This window comes from Rothia sp. 11254D007BW (genome assembly GCF_053548195.1).
Genome location: NZ_JBPWPK010000001.1, coordinates 610,624 through 634,701, shown reverse-complemented (window position 1 = coordinate 634,701; position 24,078 = coordinate 610,624). Strand labels below are relative to the sequence as shown.

Annotated in this window: 22 protein-coding genes; all 22 read right to left on the bottom strand. The window is 59.6% G+C overall.

The genetic code is table 11. From position 1 onward, the window contains the following. Window positions 1-22: 22 nt before the first annotated feature. A complete protein-coding gene (pyrF, locus tag ACEE43_RS02930) occupies window positions 23-865 on the bottom strand; it encodes an orotidine-5'-phosphate decarboxylase (RefSeq protein ID WP_449106850.1) in 843 nt (280 codons plus the stop codon). Beyond that, the gene (carB, locus tag ACEE43_RS02925; protein ID WP_449106849.1) at window positions 865-4,170 is read right to left on the bottom strand and encodes a carbamoyl-phosphate synthase large subunit; all 3,306 of its coding nucleotides are present in this window, start codon (window positions 4,168-4,170) and stop codon (window positions 865-867) included. Before carB ends, pyrF begins: the two co-directional genes overlap by 1 nt. A 12-nt stretch (window positions 4,171-4,182) precedes the next feature. Next, complete coding sequence (gene carA, locus ACEE43_RS02920; RefSeq protein WP_449106848.1) at window positions 4,183-5,346, bottom strand: glutamine-hydrolyzing carbamoyl-phosphate synthase small subunit; 1,164 nt, start codon at window positions 5,344-5,346, stop codon at window positions 4,183-4,185. Between the two features lie 52 nt (window positions 5,347-5,398). Then, a complete protein-coding gene (locus ACEE43_RS02915; RefSeq protein ID WP_237206598.1) occupies window positions 5,399-5,929 on the bottom strand; it encodes a PH-like domain-containing protein in 531 nt (176 codons plus the stop codon). A 15-nt stretch (window positions 5,930-5,944) separates the two neighbouring features. Further along, entirely contained in the window at window positions 5,945-7,252 is a 1,308-nt protein-coding gene (locus ACEE43_RS02910; protein ID WP_449106847.1) for a dihydroorotase, read from the bottom strand. A 21-nt stretch (window positions 7,253-7,273) separates the two neighbouring features. Next, window positions 7,274-8,257 (bottom strand): aspartate carbamoyltransferase catalytic subunit, encoded by a 984-nt coding sequence (locus ACEE43_RS02905; protein ID WP_449106846.1) that lies wholly within the window; start codon window positions 8,255-8,257, stop codon window positions 7,274-7,276. Window positions 8,258-8,259: 2 nt separating this feature from the next. Beyond that, complete coding sequence (pyrR, locus tag ACEE43_RS02900; RefSeq protein WP_449106845.1) at window positions 8,260-8,880, bottom strand: bifunctional pyr operon transcriptional regulator/uracil phosphoribosyltransferase PyrR; 621 nt, start codon at window positions 8,878-8,880, stop codon at window positions 8,260-8,262. A gap of 175 nt (window positions 8,881-9,055) precedes the next feature. Next, window positions 9,056-9,466 (bottom strand): transcription antitermination factor NusB, encoded by a 411-nt coding sequence (nusB, locus tag ACEE43_RS02895; RefSeq protein WP_135012288.1) that lies wholly within the window; start codon window positions 9,464-9,466, stop codon window positions 9,056-9,058. Window positions 9,467-9,471: 5 nt separating this feature from the next. After that, on the bottom strand, window positions 9,472-10,035 hold the full coding sequence (gene efp / locus ACEE43_RS02890) for an elongation factor P (protein WP_237205265.1): 564 nt from the start codon (window positions 10,033-10,035) through the stop codon (window positions 9,472-9,474). Window positions 10,036-10,238: 203 nt separating this feature from the next. Further along, the gene (aroB, locus tag ACEE43_RS02885) at window positions 10,239-11,333 is read right to left on the bottom strand and encodes a 3-dehydroquinate synthase (protein WP_449106844.1); all 1,095 of its coding nucleotides are present in this window, start codon (window positions 11,331-11,333) and stop codon (window positions 10,239-10,241) included. After that, a complete protein-coding gene (locus tag ACEE43_RS02880) occupies window positions 11,330-11,950 on the bottom strand; it encodes a shikimate kinase (RefSeq protein ID WP_237199007.1) in 621 nt (206 codons plus the stop codon). The genes aroB and ACEE43_RS02880 overlap by 4 nt, the downstream gene beginning before the upstream one ends. A 2-nt stretch (window positions 11,951-11,952) precedes the next feature. Then, complete coding sequence (gene aroC / locus ACEE43_RS02875) at window positions 11,953-13,167, bottom strand: chorismate synthase (protein WP_449106843.1); 1,215 nt, start codon at window positions 13,165-13,167, stop codon at window positions 11,953-11,955. 101 nt (window positions 13,168-13,268) lie between these two features. Next, on the bottom strand, window positions 13,269-14,198 hold the full coding sequence (locus ACEE43_RS02870) for a shikimate dehydrogenase (RefSeq protein WP_449106842.1): 930 nt from the start codon (window positions 14,196-14,198) through the stop codon (window positions 13,269-13,271). Continuing rightward, a complete protein-coding gene (gene mltG / locus ACEE43_RS02865; RefSeq protein ID WP_449106841.1) occupies window positions 14,198-15,415 on the bottom strand; it encodes an endolytic transglycosylase MltG in 1,218 nt (405 codons plus the stop codon). Before mltG ends, ACEE43_RS02870 begins: the two co-directional genes overlap by 1 nt. Then, the gene (ruvX, locus tag ACEE43_RS02860) at window positions 15,408-15,926 is read right to left on the bottom strand and encodes a Holliday junction resolvase RuvX (protein ID WP_185174790.1); all 519 of its coding nucleotides are present in this window, start codon (window positions 15,924-15,926) and stop codon (window positions 15,408-15,410) included. The genes mltG and ruvX overlap by 8 nt, the downstream gene beginning before the upstream one ends. A 28-nt stretch (window positions 15,927-15,954) precedes the next feature. After that, the gene (gene alaS / locus ACEE43_RS02855) at window positions 15,955-18,642 is read right to left on the bottom strand and encodes an alanine--tRNA ligase (RefSeq protein ID WP_449106840.1); all 2,688 of its coding nucleotides are present in this window, start codon (window positions 18,640-18,642) and stop codon (window positions 15,955-15,957) included. 46 nt (window positions 18,643-18,688) lie between these two features. Further along, on the bottom strand, window positions 18,689-19,159 hold the full coding sequence (locus ACEE43_RS02850; RefSeq protein WP_449106839.1) for a peptide chain release factor 4: 471 nt from the start codon (window positions 19,157-19,159) through the stop codon (window positions 18,689-18,691). Next, window positions 19,160-19,585 carry a DUF948 domain-containing protein gene (locus ACEE43_RS02845; RefSeq protein ID WP_449106838.1) on the bottom strand — a complete coding sequence of 142 codons (426 nt, stop codon included), beginning with the start codon at window positions 19,583-19,585 and terminating at the stop codon, window positions 19,160-19,162. A 143-nt stretch (window positions 19,586-19,728) separates the two neighbouring features. Continuing rightward, a complete protein-coding gene (gene rpsD, locus ACEE43_RS02840; protein WP_083091092.1) occupies window positions 19,729-20,361 on the bottom strand; it encodes a 30S ribosomal protein S4 in 633 nt (210 codons plus the stop codon). Between the two features lie 335 nt (window positions 20,362-20,696). Continuing rightward, the gene (locus ACEE43_RS02835) at window positions 20,697-21,875 is read right to left on the bottom strand and encodes a hypothetical protein (RefSeq protein WP_449106837.1); all 1,179 of its coding nucleotides are present in this window, start codon (window positions 21,873-21,875) and stop codon (window positions 20,697-20,699) included. A gap of 423 nt (window positions 21,876-22,298) precedes the next feature. Continuing rightward, window positions 22,299-23,006, bottom strand: a complete 708-nt coding sequence (locus ACEE43_RS02830; protein WP_449106836.1) for a hypothetical protein — start codon at window positions 23,004-23,006, stop codon at window positions 22,299-22,301. Between the two features lie 147 nt (window positions 23,007-23,153). After that, complete coding sequence (locus ACEE43_RS02825) at window positions 23,154-23,930, bottom strand: transposase (RefSeq protein WP_237187077.1); 777 nt, start codon at window positions 23,928-23,930, stop codon at window positions 23,154-23,156. Window positions 23,931-24,078: the final 148 nt, after the last annotated feature.

The following is a 24,078-nucleotide window of genomic DNA, read 5'->3' as shown; positions in this document are numbered from 1 at the left end:
ACCATTTTTGTTGGTCTAGACTCTACCGGGCGTTTACAAGCTCGTCACGAGCCTTTTCAGCGGCCTGACGAAGCCCCTGAACCGACGGCCCCGCCGCCAGCACACCTCGGCTCGAGTTCACCAGAACCTGGTTCTCGATACCGGCAAAAACGGTATAGAGGTCCCGGGCCGTAGCCCCCTGGGCACCGAAACCCGGTGCCAGAATGGGCCCGTTGAAGGTTGAGAGGTCAATCTCTAGCTTCTGCAGGGCATCAGCGACTGTTGCGCCTACAACCAGTCCGCAGGGGCCCATGGCCTCCCACTGGCGCTGGTCGTTCTCGGCACGGGCTGCAGCGATGATCGATGCGGCAACAGATGAGGTACCGCCGACATGCTGCACGGTCTGCCCCTCGGGGTTTGAGGTCAGCGCCAGCACGAAGGTGCCCCGGTCATTGCGGTCGGCCAGGTCAAGGGCAGGGCGCAGTGACTCAAATCCCAGGTAGGGGCTCAAGGTCACTGAATCGGTGCCCAGCGGCGAGGTCTCCCCCAGCCAGGCGTCCGCATAGGCAGCCATGGTCGAGCCGATATCGCCGCGCTTGGCGTCGGCAACAACCAGAACACCGGCGTCCGCAGCATCCCGCTGCAGCTGCTCGAGGGCAGCCAGACCCGCCGAACCGTGGCGCTCAAAGAGCGCCACCTGGGGCTTGAGGGCTGCGGCTACCCGACCGCATGCCTCAAGCACGGTCGAGGCAAAGGTGGTTAAGGACGCCGCGGTGTCGGGCAGCCCCCAGGCATCGAGCAGGGCGGGGTGGGGGTCAATGCCCACGCAGAGGGGCCCCTTCTCCCCCATGGCCGCAGCCAGGCGATCACCAAAACCGCTTGACATTAGGCCTCCCGAGCTTTCAGGGCAGCCTCAATGGAGGCGCCGTGTTCCTGCAGGCTCATGACATCCCAGCTGTATTCGCGCAGGGCGTTAATACCCTGAACGGCTGCACCGAATTCAGAGACGGTGGTCATCACGGGGCAGCCTACCGAGGTGGCAGCAGCGCGGATCTCGTAGCCATCGCCACGAGCCTGACCGCCGGAGGGGGTGTTGAAAATCAGGTCGATGTCACCATCGCGCACCATATCAACGATGGAGCGCTCCCCGTCCTTGGTTTCCGCAATCTTGGGAACGACCAGGGACTCCACCCCGTTACGGCGCAGAACGTCTGCGGTACCGCCGGTGGAGACAATCTCGAAGCCCAGCTGCTGCAGCATCTTCACGTAGATGATGGAGTTGCGCTTGTCGCGGTTAGCTACAGAAACGAAGACCTTACCCTCGGTCGGCAGCTTAGAACCTGCAGACGCTTCAGCCTTAGCAAAGGCGGTATCGAAGTGGCGGTCCAGGCCCATGACCTCACCTGTTGAGCGCATTTCGGGGCCGAGCAGGGAGTCAACCACGATGCCCTCGGGGGTGCGGAAGCGGCTGAAGGGCAGCACAGCTTCCTTGACCGCGATGGCGGTTTCAGCAGGCAGGGTGGCACCGTCCATGGTGGCAGGCAGGTAGCCTTCGGCCTTGAGATCTGCAATGGTCTTGCCGGTACCGATTAGAGCCGCTGCCTTAGCCATCTGCACACCGGTTGCCTTTGAAACAAAGGGCACGGTGCGAGAAGCGCGGGGGTTAGCCTCGATGACGTAGAGAATCTCAGAAGCTACAGCGAACTGAATGTTGATCAGACCGCGCACGCCCACGCCGGCGGCAATCTTGTAGGTTGCCTCCTTGACCTGCTGAATGACGTCCGGCCCCAGGGTAATGGGGGGCAGGGTGCAGGCAGAGTCACCCGAGTGAATACCGGCCTCTTCGATGTGCTCCATGACGCCGCCCAGGTAGAGCTCTTCACCGTCAAAGAGGGCATCGACGTCGATTTCGACGGCGTCCTCAAGGAACTTGTCAATCAGAGCGGGCTGGGAGGGGGAAACCTCGGTGGCGTTCTCTAGGTAGCGGGCCAGCTGGGCTTCGGAGTAGACAATTTCCATGCCACGGCCACCCAGTACGTAAGAGGGGCGCACCAGCACGGGGTAGCCAATCTCGTCCGCAATCTTCTTGGCATTCTCGAAGGTGTAGGCGGTGCCGTTCTTGGGGGAAAGCAAACCAGCTTCTTCGAGCACACGGGAGAATTCGCCGCGGTCCTCGGCCAGGTCGATAGCCTCGGGTGAGGTACCCAGAATCGGAATACCGGCTGCCTTAAGTTCCTGAGCAAGCTTGAGCGGGGTCTGACCGCCGAGCTGAACGAAGACGCCCAGCAGGCCACCGGTACGGCGCTCGGCCTCAACAATTTCAAGCACATCTTCTAGGGTCAGGGGCTCAAAATAGAGGCGAGTTGAGATGTCGTAGTCGGTAGATACGGTCTCGGGGTTGCAGTTGACCATCACGGTCTCGTAGCCAGCTTCACGCAGCACCATGGAGGCGTGAACACAGGAGTAGTCGAACTCGATACCCTGGCCGATGCGGTTGGGGCCGGAGCCCAGAATCATGATTGAGGGCTTCTCGTGGTGGGCTACTTCGTCCTCCTGGTCGTAGGAAGAGTAGTGGTAGGGGGTGAAGGCCTCAAACTCGGCTGCACAGGTGTCTACAGTCTTGAAGACGGGGCGGATGTTCAGGGCGTGGCGGATACCGCGCACTACTGCCTCGCTCATGCCAAGAATCTCACCGATCTGCGCATCGGAGAAGCCGTGACGCTTGGCCAGGCGCAGGGTGCGCTCATCCAGGGTCTTAGAGGCGGCGATTTCTGCGGCAACCTCGTTGAGGAGCACCAGCTGGTCGAGGAACCAGGGGTCAATGGCGGTTGCCTCGTACATTTGCTCGACGGTAGCACCAGCCAGCAGGGCTCGCTGGACCTGGAAGATACGGTCGGTGGTAGCGGTCTTGCTCTGCTCAATCAGGGCGGCCAGCTCGTCCGCACCGAGTTCGGGGTTGTCGAAGCGGAAGGTTGAGCCCTTCTGCTCCATGGAGCGCATGGCCTTCTGCAGGGCTTCGGTGAAGTTGCGGCCCAGGGCCATGGCCTCGCCCACCGACTTCATGGTGGTGGTCAGGGTGGGGTCTGCTGCCGGGAACTTCTCGAAGGCAAAGCGGGGAACCTTGACCACGACGTAGTCGAGGGTGGGCTCGAAGGATGCCGGGGTCTTCTGGGTGATGTCGTTGGGGATCTCGTCCAGGGTGTAGCCCAGGGAGAGCTTGGTGGCGATCTTTGCAATCGGGAAGCCGGTTGCCTTTGATGCCAGAGCGGACGAGCGGGACACGCGGGGGTTCATTTCGATGACGATGACGCGGCCTGTTGCCGGGTCGATGGCGAACTGGATGTTACAGCCGCCGGTGTCAACGCCGACCTCGCGAATCACGTTGATGGCGATGTCGCGAAGCTTCTGGTATTCGCGGTCGGTGAGGGTGAGGGCGGGGGCTACGGTGATGGAGTCACCGGTGTGTACACCCACGGGGTCGAAGTTTTCGATGGAGCAGACGACAACCACGTTATCGTTCTTATCTCGCATCATTTCCAGCTCGTATTCCTTCCAGCCCAGGATGGATTCTTCGAGCAGGACCTCGCTGGTGGGGCTGTACTGGATGCCGGCACCGGCGATGCGGTGCAGGTCTTCTTCGTTGTAGGCCATGCCCGAGCCCAGGCCGCCCATGGTGAAGGAGGGGCGCACGACCATGGGGTAGCCCAGTTCCTTGGCGGCTTCGAGGGCTTCTTCCATGGTGTGCACGATGACGGAGCGGGCAGATTCGCCGCCTGCGCGCTCAACGACGCCCTTGAAGGCCTCGCGGTCTTCGCCCAGGTTGATAGCTTCGATGTTGGCGCCGATGAGCTCTACGCCGTATTTGTCGAGAATGCCCTGCTCATCGAGGGAGATAGCCGCGTTGAGGGCGGTCTGACCACCGAGGGTGGGCAGAATAGCGTCGGGCTTTTCCTTGGCAATAATCTTTTCGATGACCTCGGGGGTGATCGGTTCGATGTAGGTGGCGTCGGCGAACTCGGGGTCGGTCATGATGGTGGCCGGGTTGGAGTTGACCAGAATGACGCGCACGCCTTCTTCTTTGAGAACGCGCAGGGCCTGGGTGCCCGAGTAGTCGAATTCGGCGGCCTGACCAATGACGATCGGGCCAGAACCGATGACGAGGATTGAGTTGAGATCGTTACGCTTCGGCATGGTTCGGTGTCCTTAGTTCTTCTTCTCGAGCATGAGATCGATGAAACGGTCAAAGAGGTAGGCAGCGTCGTGGGGGCCTGCGGCTGCTTCGGGGTGGTACTGCACCGAGAAGGCGGGGATGTCGAGGCAACGGAGGCCTTCGACCACCTGGTCGTTGAGGCCCACGTGGGAGACCTCGACTCGGCCGAATTCTTCGTTGGGGGCAGTGACGGCGCCGTCCAGCGGTGCATCTACGGCGAAGCCGTGGTTCTGGGCGGTGATTTCTACCTTGCCGGTGGTGCGGTCCATGACGGGCTGGTTGATACCGCGGTGGCCGAAGGGCAGCTTGTAGGTGCCAAAGCCCAGGGCGCGGCCCAGTAGCTGGTTGCCGAAGCAGATACCGAAGAAGGGGGTGCCGGTGCGCAGGACGGACTGCAGGAGCTGAACCTGGTCGTTCGCGGTTGCGGGGTCACCGGGGCCGTTGGAGAAGAAGACACCATCGGGGTTGAGGGCAGTGATGTCTTCGAGGGTGGCGGTTGCGGGCAGCACGTGCACGCGGACGCCGCGCTCGGCAAAGCGTTTCGGGGTCATGGCCTTGATACCCAGGTCGAGGGCAACCAGGGTGGCCTTGACGTCGCCGCTCCAGCCCTGGTCAGCGGGTTCTACGATGTAGGCTTCTTCGATAGAAACGGAGTCAGCCAGTTTCTGGCCCTTCATTTCGGCTGCTGCCTGTACCTGGGCAACCAGGTCTGCCAGGGGCAGCTCGGCGTCTGCACCGGTGAAGATCCCGGCGCGCATGGAACCGGCACTACGCAGGTGGCGGGTCAGAGCACGGGTGTCGATACCCTGAATACCCACGATGCCCTGCTCTACCAGCTCTTCATCGAGAGACCGCTCTGAGCGCCAGTTGGAGGGGCGGCGGGCGGCGTCGCGCACGGCGTAGCCTGCAACCCAGATTTTGCGGGATTCGGCGTCCTCGGTGTTAACGCCGGTGTTGCCGATATGGGGTGCGGTCTGAACCACGATCTGCCCCGCGTAGGAGGGGTCGGTCAGGGTTTCCTGGTAGCCGGTCATGCCGGTTGAGAAGACCGCTTCGCCAAGGGTCTTGCCGGTGGCGCCGTAGCTTTCGCCGCAGTAGAAGGTACCGTCTTCAAGGACGAGTACTGCTGCACGTGGGGTGGGTGCTGGGTGGGACATTCACACACTTCCTGTTGGTTGGTGTAGTCACCTGCAATCAGCAGGTGGAAACTTAGGGGCGGGCCAGAGTGTCGTGGCCGACGGTTGCCTGGGGCGCGATAGCTGCAACGGCATCGAGGATTGATTTTTTATCAGCCGCATAGCGGGTGCGGAAGCCGGTATCGACGGGATTGCCGTTGAGTGACCAGGAGAGGACGGCCAGGCCGTCCTTCTCGACGAACTTACCGTTCATACCGGCTTCGGTGCGCACACCGATAATGTCGCTGGCGGGAATCCAGATATCTTGGGAGCCGTTGCGCATGATGATGACGGCGTCCTCGTAGACGAAGAAGACACCGGTTGATTTCACGCCCAGGGTGTTGGTGGCGATACGGTCGAGCCAGTCCCCCATGACGGTAGTGGCAACGTAGGTGCCGGGTACCGCAAGCAGGGATTCGGCGTCGTCGTAGCGTTCGGGCACATCGAGTAGGGTGCCCGTGTGGATCTGACGCTGTTTCCTGTTCTTCCAGCCCTGCCACATAGCCCAAAAGATGAGGGCTGCGATGAGGGCCAAAATCATGGTGGGAATCAGCTTGTCAGACACGGGCGCTCCTAGCGATTAGTTTGCGGTCGGGGTGTTGAGCTTACCGTCGAGCACGGTGGGGTGGCCGCCGAAGAAGGTGGCTACGACCGCGCCGGGTACTTCCAGGCCCCGGTAGGGGTTGTTCTTCCCCTTGGTTGCCTGAGCGGCAGGGTCAATGACGCGGGTGGCTGCGGGGTCAACCAAGACCAGGTGGGCGGGCTCCCCCGCTTCGAGCGGACGGCCCTGGTCGGCTGCCAGACCGATTTCGGCGGGCTTGGTACTCATAATGCGGGCAACGTCGGCCCAGGTAATGTAGCCGGTATCAACCAGGGTCTTCTGGATGATGGACAGTGCCTGCTCAAGGCCGGTCATACCGTTGGCAGCGCAGGCCCACTCACAATCCTTGGATTCTGCGGGGTGGGGGGCGTGGTCGGTGCCAATGATGTCGATAATGCCGTCGGCAACAGCCTGGCGCAGGGCCAGTACGTCCTCTTCGGTGCGCAGGGGCGGGTTGACCTTGTAGACGGGGTCGTAGGTTCGTACCAGCTCATCGGTCAGCAGCAGGTGGTGGGGGGTGACCTCAGCGGTTACCTTGATACCGCGCTCCTTAGCCCAGCGCACGATCTCAACCGAACCCTTGGTTGAAAGGTGGCAGATATGCAGACGGGAGCCAACATGTTCTGCCAGCAGCACGTCACGGGCGATGATGGATTCTTCAGCGACAGCGGGCCAACCAGCCAGACCGAGCTCGGCAGAAACCTTACCCTCGTTCATCTGGGCGCCTTCGGTCAGGCGGGGCTCCTGGGCGTGCTGGGCGATAACGCCGTTGAAGGTCTTCACGTATTCCAGGGCTCGACGCATCAGGGCCGGATCCCAGACGCACATGCCGTCGTCTGAGAAGACGCGTACCTGGGCACGGGATTCAGCCATAGCCCCGATATCTGAGAGGCGCTCCCCTGCCAGGCCCACGGTAACAGCACCAATGGGCTGAACCTTGACCCAGCCGGAGTTTTTACCCAGCTCGTAGACCTGCTCCACTACGCCGGCAGTATCGGCAACGGGGTTAGAGTTAGCCATGGCAAAGACGGCGGTGTAGCCGCCCAGGGCTGCAGCACGGGTACCGGTTTCGACGGTTTCGGCGTCCTCCTGGCCGGGTTCACGCAGGTGGGTGTGCAGGTCGACCAGGCCCGGTAGGGCGATAAGCCCCTGGGCATCGACGACCTGGGCATCGGCGTCCTCAAGGTTCTCGCCAACTTCAGCGATGAGGCCGTCCTTGATCAAAATATCGGCGGTTTTCTCACCTAGCAGTGAGGCGCCCTTGATGAGGTAAACAGATTCAGTCATTGTTTCTCTTTCGTGAAGGGCTTAGGAGCCGGGGTAGAAGTCGTTGGCGGAGCCGCCGGTCATGAGCAGGTAGAGCACCGCCATACGTACTGACACGCCGTTAGTCACCTGGCGTAGCACCCAGGACCGCGATGAGTCTGCTGCTTCGGCGCAGATTTCGAGGCCGCGGTTCATGGGCCCGGGGTGCAAAATGGCGGTTTCGTGGGCGGACGTATCAAGGCGGGCAAAGCGCTCGGGGGTCAGTCCCCACAGGCGGGAGTATTCCTCGGAAGAAGGGAAGAAGGCCGCGTTCATGCGTTCTTTCTGGATACGCAGCATCATCACCGCGTCAACTCCCGATTCGATGGCGTCGTCGAGGTTGTAGTAAATCTCAGCCGGCCAGTTCTCGATGTCGACGGGCAGCAAGGTGGGTGGGGCAACGAACTTGACGGTTGCTCCCAGGGTGTGGAGCAGCCAGAGGTTGGAGCGGGCCACGCGGGAGTGCAGGATATCGCCCACGATCGCCACCCGCAGACCCTCTAGAGTGAGGCCACGGGTTATGACGCCCTCAACCTGGGCCTTGAACTGGCGCAGGGTCATGGCGTCCAGCAGGGCCTGGGTGGGGTGGGCGTGGGTGCCGTCACCGGCGTTGAGCACGGGCACGTCAATCCAGCCGGCTTCAGCCAGACGCTGGGGGGCGCCCGATGCGCTGTGGCGAATCACCACGGCATCGGCGTTGATAGCTGCCAGGGTCTGGGCGGTGTCTTTGAGCGACTCCCCCTTAGACACAGATGAGCCCTTGGCCGAGAAGTTGATGATGTCGGCAGACAGGCGCTTTTCGGCAGCCTCGAAGGACAGGCGGGTGCGGGTCGAGTCTTCAAAGAAGAGGTTGACCACGGTGCGCCCCTGGAGCACGGGGAGTTTCTTGACTTCGCGCTGGCCGACCTCGCCCATGTAGTCGGCGGTATCGAGAATGTTGAGGGCATCGTCAAGGGAGAGATCCTTGGTATCGAGCAGGTGACGCACGGCTACTCCCCTCCTTCCTGGGCTGAGGTAGTGGAGTGGGCGGGCTGAGAAATAATCACTTTGTCGTCCTCACCGTCGATGGACGAAAGTAGCACCTTAACCGATTCATGGGTGCTGGTGGGCAGGTTCTTTCCTACGTGATCTGCACGGATGGGGAGCTGGCGGTGGCCGCGGTCAACCAGCACAGCGAGGCGGACGGCTTCGGGGCGGCCGTAGTCCTTGAGGGCATCGAGGGCGGCGCGGATAGTGCGCCCTGAAAAAAGTACATCGTCAACAAGGACGACGGTGCGCCCCTCAATCCCTGCTGCGGGCAGGCGGGTGGGCTCAGGCGTCCGCCCCGGTTTCGAAAGCAGGTCATCACGGTACATGGTGATGTCGAGCTGCCCCAGAGAAAAAGTGGGATTAAAGCCGGAATCGGTCTGGGCAATTTTATCGGCCAGACGCTGGGCTAAGGGGAAGCCTCGGCGCGGAATACCCAGGAGAACCAGGTTCTCGCTACCCTTGTTGGCTTCAAGAATTTCGTGGGCGATGCGAGTCAGAGCTCGCTCAATGTCGGCTGACTCCAGGATGACCCGGTGGGCTCCTGCAGATACGTCGGTGGGTACACCGGTGGTATCGGTCATGTGCCGGCCTCCTTCCCCGCCTCACAGGACGGACTTAAAGGTTGCTGTCACACCTCAATGTATCACGTCCGCCCTCACGGCGGCTAAATTTGAGACAGATTTCAGTAGGTACCGTTTAAATCAGAAAAACCCACCAATGAGGTGGGTTTTTCTGATTTAAATGGTACCTATAGGCCTAGGCCAGCAGGGTGGGCTTCACCTGGCGCAGGCGGTCGAGCAGGCCATTCACAAACTTGGGTGAATCGTCAGTCGACAGCAGGCGAACCAGGCCGGTAGCCTCCGAGATAGCTACGGCATCGGGAATCTCATCGTTGAAGAGGAGCTCCCAAGCGCCGAGCCGCAGGGCCACGCGATCCACGCTGGGCATGCGGTCCATAGTCCAGTCCTGGGCGTAGGTTTCGATGTACTCGCGAATCTCTTCGTCATGGTCGCGTACGCCACGAACAATCTGCTCGGAGTAGAGCGAAATCTGCGCTGAGGTGTAGGTGCGGCGGCGAATCAGGACGTCAATGACGTCATCGCCGCGCTGATCGGCCTCAAACAGGACTTCGAGGGCGCGAAGTCTAGCTTTGGTTCTTGAATTCACGGTACTTAGTCGTTGACGCGGCCGAGGTAGTCACCGGTGCGGGTGTCGACCTTGACCTTGGTGCCGGTTTCGAGGAAGAGGGGCACCTGAATCTCGGCGCCGGTCTCAACGGTTGCGGGCTTGGTGCCGCCGGTGGAGCGGTCACCCTGCAGGCCGGGCTCGGTGTAGGTGATTTCGAGGACGACTGAGGCGGGAAGCTCGATGTAGAGGGGTGAACCTTCGTGCATGGCGATGGTTGCGGTCTGGTTTTCGAGCATGAACTTGGCGGCGTCGCCAACGGTGACCTCTGATACGTTGATCTGGTCGTAGGTCTTCATATCCATGAAGACGTAGTCGGTGCCGTCCTGGTAGAGGTACTGGTAGTCGGAGCGGTCGACGGTTGCGGTCTCAACCTTGGCGCCGGCGTTGAAGGTCTTATCAACTACCTTGCCTGAGGTGACGTTGCGCAGCTTGGTACGGACGAAAGCGCCACCCTTGCCGGGCTTGACGTGCTGGAATTCGATGACGGACCAGAGGTTGCCGTCAATCTTGAGAACGACACCGTTCTTGATATCTGCGGTAGTAGCCAACAGACTCTCCTCTAAACTGAAATTTTCAATAAGCGTTGCGGGGTAAACCGTAGACCAGTCTACCGTGTGCTCTGCGGGTTTGAGGAGTTTCTTGGTGAGACTCACACGAGATATTAGGGACCAGCTTTATACAGAGGGACCAGATTACTCTCAATGGTATGTCACGGGGTGAAGTACTTTGGGAGGAATCTGGTCCCTACTGGTTAGGCGGCGATTTCCTGGTAGGTCATAAACAGGATCGAGTCGTCGGGTACCTCGTAAATACGGGGCTTGCCCAGGCTTTCCAGAACGACGAAGCGCAGCATGTTGCCGCGGGCCTTCTTGTCGCGGCGCATGGTTTCAAGCAGCTTGGGCCAGCGGTCTGCCGGGTAGGTGGTGGGTAGGTCGAGGGCGGTGCAGATGGCACGGGTTCGCTCGACGGTTGCCTCATCAAGGTAGCCAGCGGCGAGGGACAGTTCTGCAGCGAAGACCATGCCCACAGCTACGGCAGCCCCGTGGCGCCACTGGTAGCGTTCTGCGTGCTCGATGGCATGGCCCAGGGTGTGCCCGTAGTTCAGGAATTCGCGGCGGCCCGACTCCTTCAGGTCTTCAGACACCACCTCAGCCTTAACCCGGATAGAGCGCTCGATGAGCTCTCGCACTACCTCAGACTGGGAGTCCCGAATCTTGCCGGGGTTCGCTTCAATAAGGTCGAGAATCACCGGGTCTGCGATGAAGCCGCACTTAATCACTTCGGCCATACCGGTGAGCAGCTCGTGCTGCGGCAGGGTGCGCAGCACACCCAGTTCACAGAGGACGGCTGCGGGCGGGTGGAAGGCCCCCACCAGGTTCTTGCCCTCTGCGGTGTTGATGCCGGTCTTGCCGCCGACTGCGGCGTCCACCATACCCAGCAGGGTGGTGGGGATGTGGATGACGCGGACGCCGCGCAGCCAGGTCGCTGCCACAAAGCCAGCAAGATCGGTGACGGCGCCGCCACCTACGGAAATAATTGCGTCGGTGCGAGTGAAGTCGTTTTGGCCCAGTACCTGCCAGCAGAAAGCGGCGACCTGGATGTGCTTGCCTTCTTCGGCGTCCGGAATTTCAGCCGAGTAGGCCTCAAAACCCGCTGTGCGCATCTGCTCCATCACCAGCTCACCGGTGGAGCGCAGGGCTCGGGGGTGGATGACGAGAATGCGCTGAGTGCGGTTGCCCAGGATCTCGGGGATGGTACCGAGCAGGTTGTGGCCTACGTAAACGTCGTAGTTTTCTGAAGGCTGGGTGCCGGTGACGGGTATGACGGTGGTGGCCTGGTCGCTCACGCTTGACCCTTTCGGTTCTTAATGATGAAGTTCTGAATTTCTGCTGCCATGTCGGCTATTCCCCGGCCTCCGCAGGCGTCCAGGGTGTAGCTGGCGAGCTCTTCGTAGCGGTCCCGCCGGGCCTCAAATATTTCGGTCCATTTTTGCACCGGGTTGGGCTGGAGCAGGGGCCGGGTTTTGCTGTTTTGGATGCGCGGGGCTACGGTTTCGGCGTCAACCTTGATGTAGATAACGGTTTCGTCTTTGAGGACGTCAGCTACCTCCGGCGTCATCGGTGCTCCCCCGCCCAGGGAGAAGATGGTGTTGCGCCGGGCAGGTGAAGTGAGCACCTCACGGATTACTTCAGCCTCGATACGGCGGAACTCAGCTTCGCCATAGTCGGCAAAGATTTGTGACACCTCACCGTATTTTTCGACGATGAGGTGGTCAGAGTCGAGGAACTCGTAGCCGTAGAAGCGCGCGAGGTGCGTGCCTATATAGGACTTGCCCGCCGCCATGGGGCCGATGATCACGACCGGGCGGGATTTTTCGATATAGGTTTCTTGCACCTCGCGCACCTGGTTGGGTGCGAGCACCTCGGTCATGTCGATCGCGTGGTCACGTGATCGGGGGGTCATGGTTAGGCGTCCCACCCTGCTACATTGGATTCCCAGGCAAGGGATTCGGGTATGGCTGCCAGGTAGGAGTCCATGTTGCGGCGGGTTTCGGTGATGGAGTCGCCGCCGAACTTTTCGAGGGCTGCCTCTGCCAGCACTAGGGCGACCATGGCTTCTGCTACGACGCCGGCTGCGGGCACAGCACAGACGTCTGAGCGCTGGTGGTGGGCGCGGGCAACTTCACCGGTGGAGGTGTCGATGGTGGCCAGGGCCTTGGGCACGGTGGCGATGGGCTTCATGGCGGCGCGTACGCGTAGCAGGTCACCGATGGTCATGCCACCTTCGATACCGCCTGCGCGGTTTGAGACGCGCTGGACGCCGTGCTCACCGGGTACGATTTCGTCGTGGGCGCGGGTGCCGGGGCGCTTTGCGGTTTCGAAGCCGTCGCCTACTTCTACGCCCTTAATGGCCTGAATGCCCATGAGGGCTGCAGCCAGGCGGGCATCGAGGCGGCGATCCCAGTGCACGTAGGAGCCGAGTCCCGGGGGAAGACCGTAGGCCAGAACTTCTACCACGCCGCCCAGGGTCTCGCCGTCCTTGTGGGCCTTATCGACGGTAGCGACCATGGCTTCGGAGGTTGCGGCGTCGAAGCAGCGCAGGGGGTCGGCGTCGAGGGCAGCAACATCGCGAGGGGTAGGACGCGGGGCGTCGGCGGGGGCTGCTACCTCGGCGATAGCGGTGGTGTGGCTGACCAGCTCTACGCCGAGAGTCTTAAGAATCTGAGCTGCAACGACGCCCAGGGCTACGCGGGTTGCGGTTTCGCGGGCGCTGGCACGTTCAAGGACGGGGCGGGACTCGTCGAAGCCGTACTTCTGCATGCCGGCGAAGTCTGCGTGGCCGGGGCGGGGTCGGGTGAGGGCCGCGTTGCGGGCGCGCCCCTCGATCAGGGCGGGGTCAACGGGGTCTGATGACATTACATCAGCCCACTTGGGCCATTCAGTGTTGGCGATTTCAATGGCTACGGGGCCGCCCTGGGTTTTACCGTGGCGCACACCGCCAAGGATGCGCACGCGATCCTCTTCAAACTTCATACGGGCACCACGGCCGTAGCCGAGGCGGCGGCGGGCTAGAGCGTCGCGCACCATCTCGCTGGTGAGTTCAACACCTGCCGGTACGCCTTCAATAATTCCTACCAGGGCTTCGCCGTGGGATTCACCGGCTGTGAGCCAACGCAGCATCTCTAACCTTCTTTACGTTTGCCTGTGGGTCTTGTGTTCTAAGATTTCCAAAAATAGCGGTCGATAGCAAACCGCTACTTCACGATTCGGTACGAATAGTCTCAGCGAGTGAGCCAAGCTGACTCGTTTACCGATTCGGGATCAAAGCCTGTAATGGGTAGCCCTACCGCCTGACGCATGGCGGTGAGCACTTCTTCCTGCCGGGGTAGGGGGCGGCTCCTATCGTGGCCGGTAAAGAGCTTGACCTGGTCTACCGCCTGGTACATCAGCATCTCAAGGCCGCTGGTCACGGCACCCCCGCGAGATTCCCACTCCCCCGCTAGAACCGAGGGCCAGGGGTCATAGGAGACATCCAGCAGGTAACCCGCAGATTCACCCTGTTCTGCGGTAGCCAGCAGTCCGTCGGCTGCTCCTGCAGGAAGGGTACAGACGGTCACATCGAATTCCGCGTAGCTCTTAGCGAAGCTATCGATGGGCAGGAAGTCAAGGTGCAGGCCCAGACGGGTGGCGGCGTCCGCAACCCCCTGAGCCCGGCTAGCGTCGCGCACAAAGACGCGGACGCCCTCCGCCCCCATGGCGCGCAGGGCAGCGAGGGCTGCGGTAGCGGTACCACCGCCACCAATAATCGCAGCACGAGCAGGCTTGCCGACGAAACCGGCCTGGCGCAGGGCATTGACGATACCCGACACATCGGTGTTATCGCCCCAGGAGACCAGCCGGCCATCAGTTTCGTGCTTCCAGTAGGCGGTATTGACCACACCGACCGCTTGGGCAAACGGGGTCAGATAGTCCAGCTGCTCTTTGACCGCTGATTTCAGCGGCATGGTGACAGAAAAGCCGCGGGTGCCCCGCTCAGGAGTGTAGCGGGCAAAAACGTCGGCCAGCTGGTCCTCGCGAGTATCTAGCCGGTCGTAGCCCATCTCAAGCCCCATAGCCCGGTAAGCGGCCAGGTGCAGCAGGGGTGATTTACTGTGCTTAATGGGGTGCCCCAAGACATAAGCCTTGGGGCACTCGGTAACCTGCTTACTCATTAGGAGCAGACACCCTCGTGAGCTTTACAGAATTCATCGTATACTTCAACATTCTTCAGGTGCTCTTCGTAGGTCTTAGCGAAGAGGGTCTCACCGGTGAAGAGATCAACGGTGACCCAGAAGTAGTAATCGTTCTTCTCAGGGTTGGCAGCTGCCTTAATAGCCGCTAGACCGGGTGAACCGATAGGACCTTCGGGTAGGCCCTTGTAGTAGAAAGTGTTGTACTTGTTGCTGGCGTCCTGCTTCTGTTCATTAGAGATATGGTAGCTCTGAATGCCCAGACCGTAGGCTACGGTTGCGTCTGACTGTAGGTAGCCGCTGGTTTCGCCATCTGGGTTATTCAGGCGGTTCTCGATAGCACCGGCAATTGGGTAGTAGTCAGCCTCGCGACCTTCGAACTCCAGGATTGAGGCAACGGTAATCACGTGGAAGATTCGGTCATCGCCAGAAACACCGGCCTCTTCTAGAGCGTTGAAGGTGTTATCAACCATCATCTGCAGGATTTCTTCAGCACCGGCGTCCTTGGGGAAGCGGTATTCGCCCGGGAAGAGGAAGCCCTCAATCGTGGGGAACTGTGAAGGAATACCGAAGCGGGTGGGGTCGGTTGATAATGCCTTGAACTCTTGGGCGCTAATACCGGTGCCCGTAGCAAGAGCTTCAAAGGTCTTATCCATACGCCAGGTACGGGCAACCGCCACGTAGTTGGTGTTGGCTTCGTCAAAACGCAGGAGCTCACCCAGAGCAGCAGCGCTGCTCATTTCTTCCTGCATTGTGTACTCACCGGGTTGGAAGAACTGGTCCTGGCCTTTATCTGAGTACTCCTGCAAGAAACGGTCGGCGTTTGCAATGATGCCCTGCTCTTCCAGAGAGTTAGCGATGCTAATAGCCGATGCGCCCTCGGGAATAGTGAAGGTGACTTCGGTGCCGTTGCCCTCGCCCGCGTAATCCTTACGTTCGAACCAGCCGTACTGGGGGGCCAGAATCGATACGACCAGCACCAGGGCTACCGCAAATACCAGGCCAGCTGATATCACGAAGTTGCGGGAGCGGCGGCGGGTGCGGTCCCGGTCGTCACGCGAATATTCGTCTTCTTCAACGGCGGTGAAGAACCCACCGTTAGCCCCGTCTTCGGTTGAGCCCAGCAGACCATCAAGGTCGGTCTGCTGGTTCTTGGTAGGGCGATGCGGCGGGCGGCTAGAACTCGAGTTCTCAGACATTCGGGTTCTCCGTTTCGTCGTTGGAGGTTCTGGGGGCAGGCTCATCGTGAGGGGGCGTAAGCTCAACGCGGTAGCCAGCCAGGTGTTGGCCGGCTTTGAGGGTGTCAACGGCATGCTGCAGGATGTTGACGGCAGCAACCTGGTCGACCATGGTCTTGAATTCTCTGCTCGATACTCCGGCCTCGTGGAGCGAGCGGTGGGCGCTCACCGTGGTGAGTCGCTCATCGACCAGCCACACGGGCACGGAGGCATCGTCAGCAGCAAGTTCCTGCACCAGAGCCTCGGCATACTCGCGGGCCATGAGGGTTGAGGGGCTCTCTCCCCCGCGCATGGTCTTGGGCAGCCCCACAAAGACTTCGGTAACTTCGTTAACCTCGATGAGTTTACGAAGCACCCGCCGGTCAGAGTTCTTTTTCAGATCGCGGCGGAGGGTTTTAAGGGGAGTTGCGAGTATGCCGTCGGGGTCGCACAGGGCTAGGCCGACGCGGGCGTTGCCCACATCGACTCCCATGCGGCGGCCTCTGGTGAAGGTCACTGGGTTAGGCTCCCAGCTCTGAAATGGTGGATCGGATAGCGGTGAAAGCTTCGTCGATCTTGGTGGCGTCCTGGCCACCGCCCTGGGCGACGTCGTCCTTACCGCCACCGCCACCGCCGAGTACACCGGCAGCGACGCGGACGAGGGCACCCGCCTTGACACCAGCATCGCGGGCAGCCTGGTTGGTAGCAACCAGAACAACGGGACGACCATTGTTTACACCGGCAACAGCTACGGTAGCGGCCTCTTCACCCAGGCGAGAGCGCAGGTCAAGGGCCAGTTCGCGCACGGCGTTGGCGTCAAGCTCCCCTGCGTTGTGCAGAATGGTGCGGATGGAGCCCACCATCTGGGCGGTTTCGGTCAGCTTACCGGCCTCAGCCTGCAGCTTTTCCTTGCGAAGCTTAGCCAGTTCCTTCTCGGTTTCCTTGAGCTTGGTCAGGGTCTGGTTGATCTTCTCGGGCAGTTCGGTGGAGGACTGTACCTTCATCAGACCGGTCAGCTGGTTGACCAGGGTACGCTCGGCAGCCAGGTGGTTGAAGGAGTCTAGGCCGACTAGAGCTTCAACGCGACGGTTACCTGAACCGACAGACTGCTCGGTGAGCAGGGTCAGCGAACCGATCTGAGCGGTTGAACCGACGTGGGTACCACCGCAGAGTTCGCGGGAGAAGTCGCCGCCCATTTCGACCACGCGCACGATGTCGCCGTACTTTTCGCCGAAGAGGCTCATGGCGCCGAGCTTCTTGGCTTCGTCCAGCGGCATTTCGCGGGTAATGGTCTGGAAGTTGTCGCGGATAGCGGTGTTAGCGACCTCTTCAACTTCCTGCTTGGCGGCGTCGGAGAGACCCTCGCTCCAGGCGAAGTCGAAGCGCAGGTAGCCTTCCTTGTTGAAGGAGCCGCGCTGGGTTGCCTCGTTACCGAGTACCTGGTGCAGGGCTGCGTGGATGATGTGGGTACCGGAGTGGGCCTTTTCGCCGTCCCGGCGACGCTGTACGTCAACCTGGGCAACAACGGGGGTACCTGCGACAACTTCACCCTCGCGCACAACCGCGCGGTGCACAGAGAGACCCTTGACGGGCTGCTGGACGTCTGACACGTCAATGGTGAAGCCGTTGCCGGTGATGACACCGGTATCTGCTGCCTGGCCACCGGCCTCAGCGTAGAAGGGGGTTTCGTCGAGCACTACTTCAATCTTCTGGCCAGCGGACGCCGCGGGGACGGAAACACCGTCGACCAGGATAGCGCGCAGGGTGGTTTCGGTGCGCAGCTCGTCGTAGCCGGTGAAGATGGAGCCTCGTTCGTCGGCCAGTTCGCGGAAGACTGAGAGGTCGGCCATGCCGCCCTTCTTGGCCTTAGCGTCGGCCTGGGCGCGGTGGCGCTGTTCTTCCATGAGGGCACGGAACTGGGCTTCGTCCACCTTCACGCCGGCTTCTTCGGCCATTTCGAGGGTCAGGTCGATGGGGAAACCGTAGGTGTCGTGCAGGGCGAAGGCGTCTGCACCTGAGACTTCGCCCTTACCAGAGGCCTTGGCTGAGGCAACAGCCTCTTCCAGGCGGGTGGTGCCTGATTCGATGGTCTTGAGGAAGGCCTTCTCTTCGGCGTAGGCGATGCGGGAGATGCGCTCGAAGTCTTCGGCTACGTAGGGGTAGGCACCAGCCATGGCGTCCTTAGAAGCGGGGAAAAGGACGGGCAGGCAGGGCTCGGTGACGCCCAGCAGGCGCATGGCGCGGATAGCGCGGCGCATCAGGCGGCGCAGGATGTACCCGCGGCCCTCGTTGGAGGGGGTTACACCGTCTGCAATGAGCATGAGAGAAGAGCGGATGTGGTCGGCTACTACGCGCATGCGCACGTCGTCTTCGTAGCCTTCGTCGTTGGCGTTTTCGGAGCCGTGGTACTTCTTGCCGGAGAGCTTGGCTGCGGCATCGAGGACGGGGCGCACCTGGTCGGTTTCGTAGAAGTTCTCTACGCCCTGTAGCAGCATGGCCAGGCGCTCTACGCCCAGGCCGGTGTCGATGTTCTTCTTGGGCAGGTCACCCAGAATCTCGAAGCTGTCCTTGCCGGTACCTTCACCGCGCTGGTACTGCATGAAGACCAGGTTCCAGATTTCGATGTAGCGGTCGTCATCTGCTGCGGGGCCGCCTTCTTTACCGTACTCGGGGCCGCGGTCGTAGAAGATTTCGGAGTCGGGGCCAGCGGGGCCGGGCTGGCCGGTGGACCAGTAGTTCTCTGCCATGCCCATCTTCTGGATGCGCTCAGCGGGGAACTTTACGTCGTTGACCCAGATATCGTAGGCTTCGTCGTCGCCCTCGTAGACGGTAACCCAGAGGCGCTCGGGGTCAAGGCCGTAACCGCCGTCTTCGATGGATGAGGTCAGCAGCTCGTAGGCCCAGGGGATGACTTCTTTCTTGAAGTAGTCACCGAAGGAGAAGTTACCGGCCATCTGGAAGAAGGTACCGTGACGGGCGGTCTTACCCACCTCTTCAATGTCGAGGGTGCGGATGCACTTCTGCACGCTCACTGCACGGGAGAACTTGGGGGTTTCACGGCCCAGGAAGTAGGGAATGAAGGGCACCATGCCCGCGATGGTGAACATTGCACCGGGTTCGTGTGAGACCAGTGACGCAGAGGGTACTACGGTGTGCCCGCGCTTTTCGAAGAATTCGATCCAGCGCTTTGAGATTTCCTGTGAGAGCATCGAGGCTTTCTTCCTTCGGTTGGTAGTAAATCTTGGGGTGGTTCGCTTAGGCGAAGAAGTCTTTGCCGAGTTCGGCATCGCGCTCTAGGCGGCGCCTGATATCGGCTTCTTGTTCTGCCAGGTTTCCGGCCGGGGGCAGGGCAACAGATTCGATGAGCTGGTCGCCCTCTAGATGCTGGGGCTCGCTGTCCTGCTGCCAGGTGTCGAGGGAGCCAGGGCGGTCGTCCTTGGTCTGGGCGTCGAAGCGGTCTTTGAGTTCTGCTTCTTTTTCGTCCATGCCCGCTTTGACGGTCGCGGCGAAGCCGATGGCCTTGAGGGCTGCACCCTTGAAGGGGGCGCCGTATTTTGAGTCAAAGAATTGAGCCATGGTGCTACCTTCTGCTGTGAAGCGCTGCAGGGGATGATTCGCTGAGACTTCAAGGTCGGTGGACGCCGGTGCTGAGGTGCGGGAGCGTGAGGCAAGGTAGCCTGCGGCGGCTCCGCCCGCTATGAGGAGTACGTTTTTGAGCAGTCCCATTTAGTGGCCTTCGGGTGAGGTTCCGGGGCGCTCCTGCCCTGCGGTGGTTGAGGGTGCCGGGCGTGAACCGGTTGCAGCTGCGCCGTCCCCCTTTACAGCCTTGCGGATACCGTGAGAGAAGGCTGCAACCTTAATCAGGGGCTGACCTACTGTGGAAGTAACCAGAGAAGAGAGGGCAGATACGTTAGCTGAGGCATCCGAAACGTTGCTGGTGATGCTATCGACTTTTTCAATCTGGGCGTTAGTGCTGGCCACAGTCTTGGTGACTTCACCAATCAGCGGGGTGGTCTCATTGTTGAGGGACCGAATGGTTGCGGTGAGCTCGTCGAAGACCTTGCCGAGTTTGATGATAGGTAGGGCTAGCAGGGCTACCAGGATGGCGAATACGCCTGCGGCTATGAGGCCCGCGATATCTGCTCCGCTCACGGCTTTCCTGCTTTCTGCCGAGTTACCCGGCTGTTAAAGGACACGATTTGATAACAATCTTACTTTACACGGCATTAAGGAGCCAGCCCGCTCCCCTGTTCCCGTGTGGGTGCAGGTGGGCGGGCTGGTTAAGCTTGGCGTGATTAGGCCAGGCGTGAGTAGTATTCAACCACGAGCTGCTCTTCGCAGGTCACGGGGATTTCTTCACGCTTGGGTGCGCGCTCGAGCTTTGCGTGGAGCTTCTCGATCTCGACGTTCAGGTAGGCAGGGGTGTCGGGCAGGACGTCCTGGTGTGCGCCGGTGGCTGCAACCTGGAAGGGTGCCATCTTCTCTGACTTGGGGTGAACGTGGATGAGCTGGCCGGGCTTGACGCGGAAGGAGGGGCGGTCAACGCGGATGCCGTCTACCATGATGTGGCGGTGGACGACGAGCTGACGTGCCTGTGCGATGGTGCGAGCGAAACCTGAGCGCAGGACGAGGGCGTCCAGGCGGGTTTCGAGGATCTCGACCAGGTTCTTACCGGTCTGGCCTTCGATGCGCTTAGCTTCGAGGTAGGCGCGGCGCATCTGTGCTTCACGGATGTTGTACTGTGCGCGCAGACGCTGCTTCTCGCGCAGCTGTACCGCGTAGTTTGAGTCAGCCTTCTTGCGGCTGCGGCCGTGCTGGCCGGGGCCGTAAGGACGACGCTCGAGGTACTTTTCTGCCTTGGGGGTCAGTGCGATGCCGAGGGCACGTGACTGACGCACGGTACGGCGGGTACGGTTGTGGTTTGCCACAGTTCGTATTCCTTTTCTTTAGCGGTTGGCACGACTCGTAACGCATATACGGTGGTGTGCTGAGCGTTTCCCACGGGTGTGGGTGTGCCATTGTTCTGGTGGTCTGGCCTCCGGTGGGCCGCCCACGGTTTGGGCGGTGGAGAGTAGAGAGCAGCCGCACTCTCGGTACTACGAGCTACCCGGTGATCAGTTTCTGCTCCCTTGCCGGGGCGGACGTTGCGTTTTGGGTAGTCTGCCAGCCAAGTTTTAAGCATACAGGCCTGCCCGCCACTTGTCAGCGGCGGGCAGGCGAGAATGATATGTGCGGTTATGCACATCTCCAGTAACTGACAGGCTTAAAAGATACCGTCCCGGTATTCAAGCTGCTTACCAATAGCGGTATCCCCACCCTGCCACAGGCCACCGGCTCTTGAACGAATAAAGTTAACCATGCTGGTGCCCCCGCCGGCCAGGGCCTTTGCATCACCCTCGATAATAGGGACTGAGGCTGTATTACCAACAATATGGGACCATGCAAAACCGTCTGGTGAGCCCCAGGCAGCGCTACCGCAGGAATAAGGTGTATTCTGCAGAGTGCCAGTTAGACCCCAGTTGGTGAGTGAAATCTGCAGACCAGCTAGACCTCGGCAACCAGTTATCCACAGGTTGTACTGTTCTGCATATGCCTCCTGGAAACATTTTTCATCGATAGCTATTTTCTGGTCTGTTAGAGCTTTCCGAACCTCTTCGATTGACAAGGGCGCATATCCAACAGGCCTAACACCCCATGAGATATATATCCTGCCAGTTCCGCTTGCTCCGCCACGAGCCCCTAGGCGAATTAAATCCTGAATACCGTTGCTTTCAAATTGCCTACGGTAGAAATCATTAGCAGGATCATATGCCGCAAAAACAGAAGCGTAGTAACCCTTTGCTGTAGCTAAGTTTTCACCTGCGACAGTGCCTTCGTTTTTCCAGAGTCCGTCTGCTGAGCGGATATTCATGAAGGACGATGCAATATCTAGATCTCGCCTCTCAGTAGGCATCTGGTCAACATATTTTGCTCCAGAGTCGCCCGGGACCCCAGTGCGACTATCCCATGTACCATTAGCTGCCCAGCGGGTAGGTAGGTAAAAGTTCCCGCCAGCAAAGGAAGCTGCTTTTTCAGTCCAGTTTTGCCCGGCAAAGTTATTATTAACAGCTATCGAGGTATCTACATTTCGGAAACCGACCTCGAAGACGAATTCACGGGTTGAGGGTTTCTTAGCACCCAACCATTCCCCACGAATTCTAGCTTCGTTCGGGGTACCATTCTCAGTCCCATCTGCTGAAAACCAAATTCGCAGGGTTGAACCTGTTAGATCTGGCAGGGTCTTTGCATAATCATCAAACGCTTTTTTAACAGCCTCTTTTACCGGATCGCATTTTGTGCTTGCCGAAGCAGCATAGGCAGGAATAGCGGTAGTTGCAACAACTGCAGGTGCCGCCCAGGCAGCACCCTTAGTCAAGGTACGGCGAGAAACATTGTGAGTCATGGTGTTCTATATCCTCATAGAGAGTGTGAAAAAGACACGACCTCATAGAGCACAAGCACACCCTAGTGCCAGCGACTTGCCCGCTATGAAAGGTCTGAATACCATCATAGAGGCTTATCACGGAAAATTCATCAACAGATTCCATCAAAAGTTAAAGAGCCACGCAATCCTGTGTGTACCCATAACTACCCTCACATCAGCGATAACCCCTAGCATGACTTATCAAATTCATTGATATACCTAATAGCATCACACTTGATCCATTAAAAACATCAGGATGCAACGAGCTAACTTTCCGACCATCATCCAACCATGTGCTTTTTAACACATGTTGCATGTCGCCCTTTCGCCCTACAGCCCATGTGCAGCCTTGGAATCAAATTTCAATCCCAAGGCTGCAATCTATGGATGAGTACGAGGATTTTAGAAGATACCGTTATTGCTGATGCCGGTAGCATTGTTGATGACACCCGGGGGGTAAGTATCGCTGCGGTAGTTACCCGAAACATTAGACCAAACAGAGCTTCCGACAGACCAGGCGGTCGCACCACCGAACAGGGTGTGGGTGGTGCCACCGTTGCCCCAAATCGCAGTCCCTTCGGTAAAGAGGGGCCCAGCAAACGAGATAGTTACAGGAACCACGGTGCTGAGCTTGGACTGGTAGTAGGCGTCACAAGCAGCGAGGTCTAGTCCTGATTTTGCGGCAATGCTTGACAGGGTGGGGTAAATAACGGGGGCCTGAATTAGGGTTGCCCTCACTTTAATCCCGTCGATATTGGTTCCGGTCGAGAAATTAGTATCTGAAACGTTGTCATTACCACGAGCGTTGCCCACCAGATTTTCTCCGGTAGCAGTCCATGTCCAGGTACGAGCAGCCTGGCCATCAACCACAGCTTCAGTCACCCTTGAAGTCTCGCCCCAGGAGGTTGCTGCAGTAAGCGGGCCATTAGGTAAACGCGTATTACCATTGGCGCGCACAGCAGCAAATTCAACGACAAGCCCCTGGCTTCCCGAGAGTTCAACATCGTAGCTGGAGTTGTTAATGATGTTAAACGAGGGCACCTTAGAAAAGCCGTCTGCCAAGCCGACCGACGGCTCTGTCCAGTAGGCGGTAAAAGTGGAGGTCTCCATCTCCTTAAAGGCGGCGTCAATAGAAGCAATCGCAGTAGTTGAGCATGAGGTTGAAGAAGCTGCATAAGCAGGAATAGCGGTTGTGGCTATAACAGCAGGAGCGGCCCAGGCGGCACCCTTGGTTAGGGAACGACGACTAATAGAGGCTTATTCAAAAGTCCCACCCGCAGCCAAAAACACCAACCCCCGCACCACCGCAAACACCCGCCCATACAACCCCAACGGCCGCCTAAACCCCGTATGAAGAATCCGCCAAGTCTTGATGTGAGCGATAACCCGCTCCACCACCGACCGCAGCCGATTCAGCACCCGATTATTCCGCCTCTGCTCCCGACTCAGCCGCTGACCCGGCTTGCGCCTGGCCGGGGTAGCCAACCCCAACCCGATATAGCCCTTATCAGCCACAGTGCTCTCATCAAGATATCTTTCCAAGCCATGATGTTTGAAGGCGTAAGCATCATGCCTGGCCCCGGGCACCGGGTCTGTGATAGCCAGCAACTTTCCATCCAAGGTGCAAATGACTTGGTGGTTGAATCCGGCTCGTTTGTGCTTTCCAGAGAAATTTGTTTTACCAAGTGAACGCCAATTCCACGTGGGTATCAGAGTCCCGTCAACTACTAAGGACCCGGGTGCTTTGAGGCTTTCTTTCAAAGGCTGAGTCAGCGGAGTGAGAATCTTCTCCAGGGCCTTTTCGATGGTGTTGATAGCTCGTGAGACTGTCGATTGAGAGACAGCAAAAAGTTCTGCGAGGAGTTCTTCGGTGAGGTTGTGGCGGTGGTAGAGCAGGGTGATTTTGAGGGCTTGGGTGAGGGTTAGCGCTGGTGGTCTTCCGCCTGGTTTTGACCAGGTGAGGTGATGGGTGAGGGCTGTGTGTAGTGTGGCGAATTGCGTGGCTGTGAGGCCGGTTGTACGCTGGTGTAGCAACGGTCTTGTCCGGTATGGCTTGAGGTTATTTGTAGAGATTTAACGCTCATATTTTTGCCGCGGGTGGGGCCGTTGTCTAGTTGGTGGGTGTGGGGTGCGTGTCTACTTTTGAATAAGCCTCATAGTGTGAGTCATGTGTATACCTTCA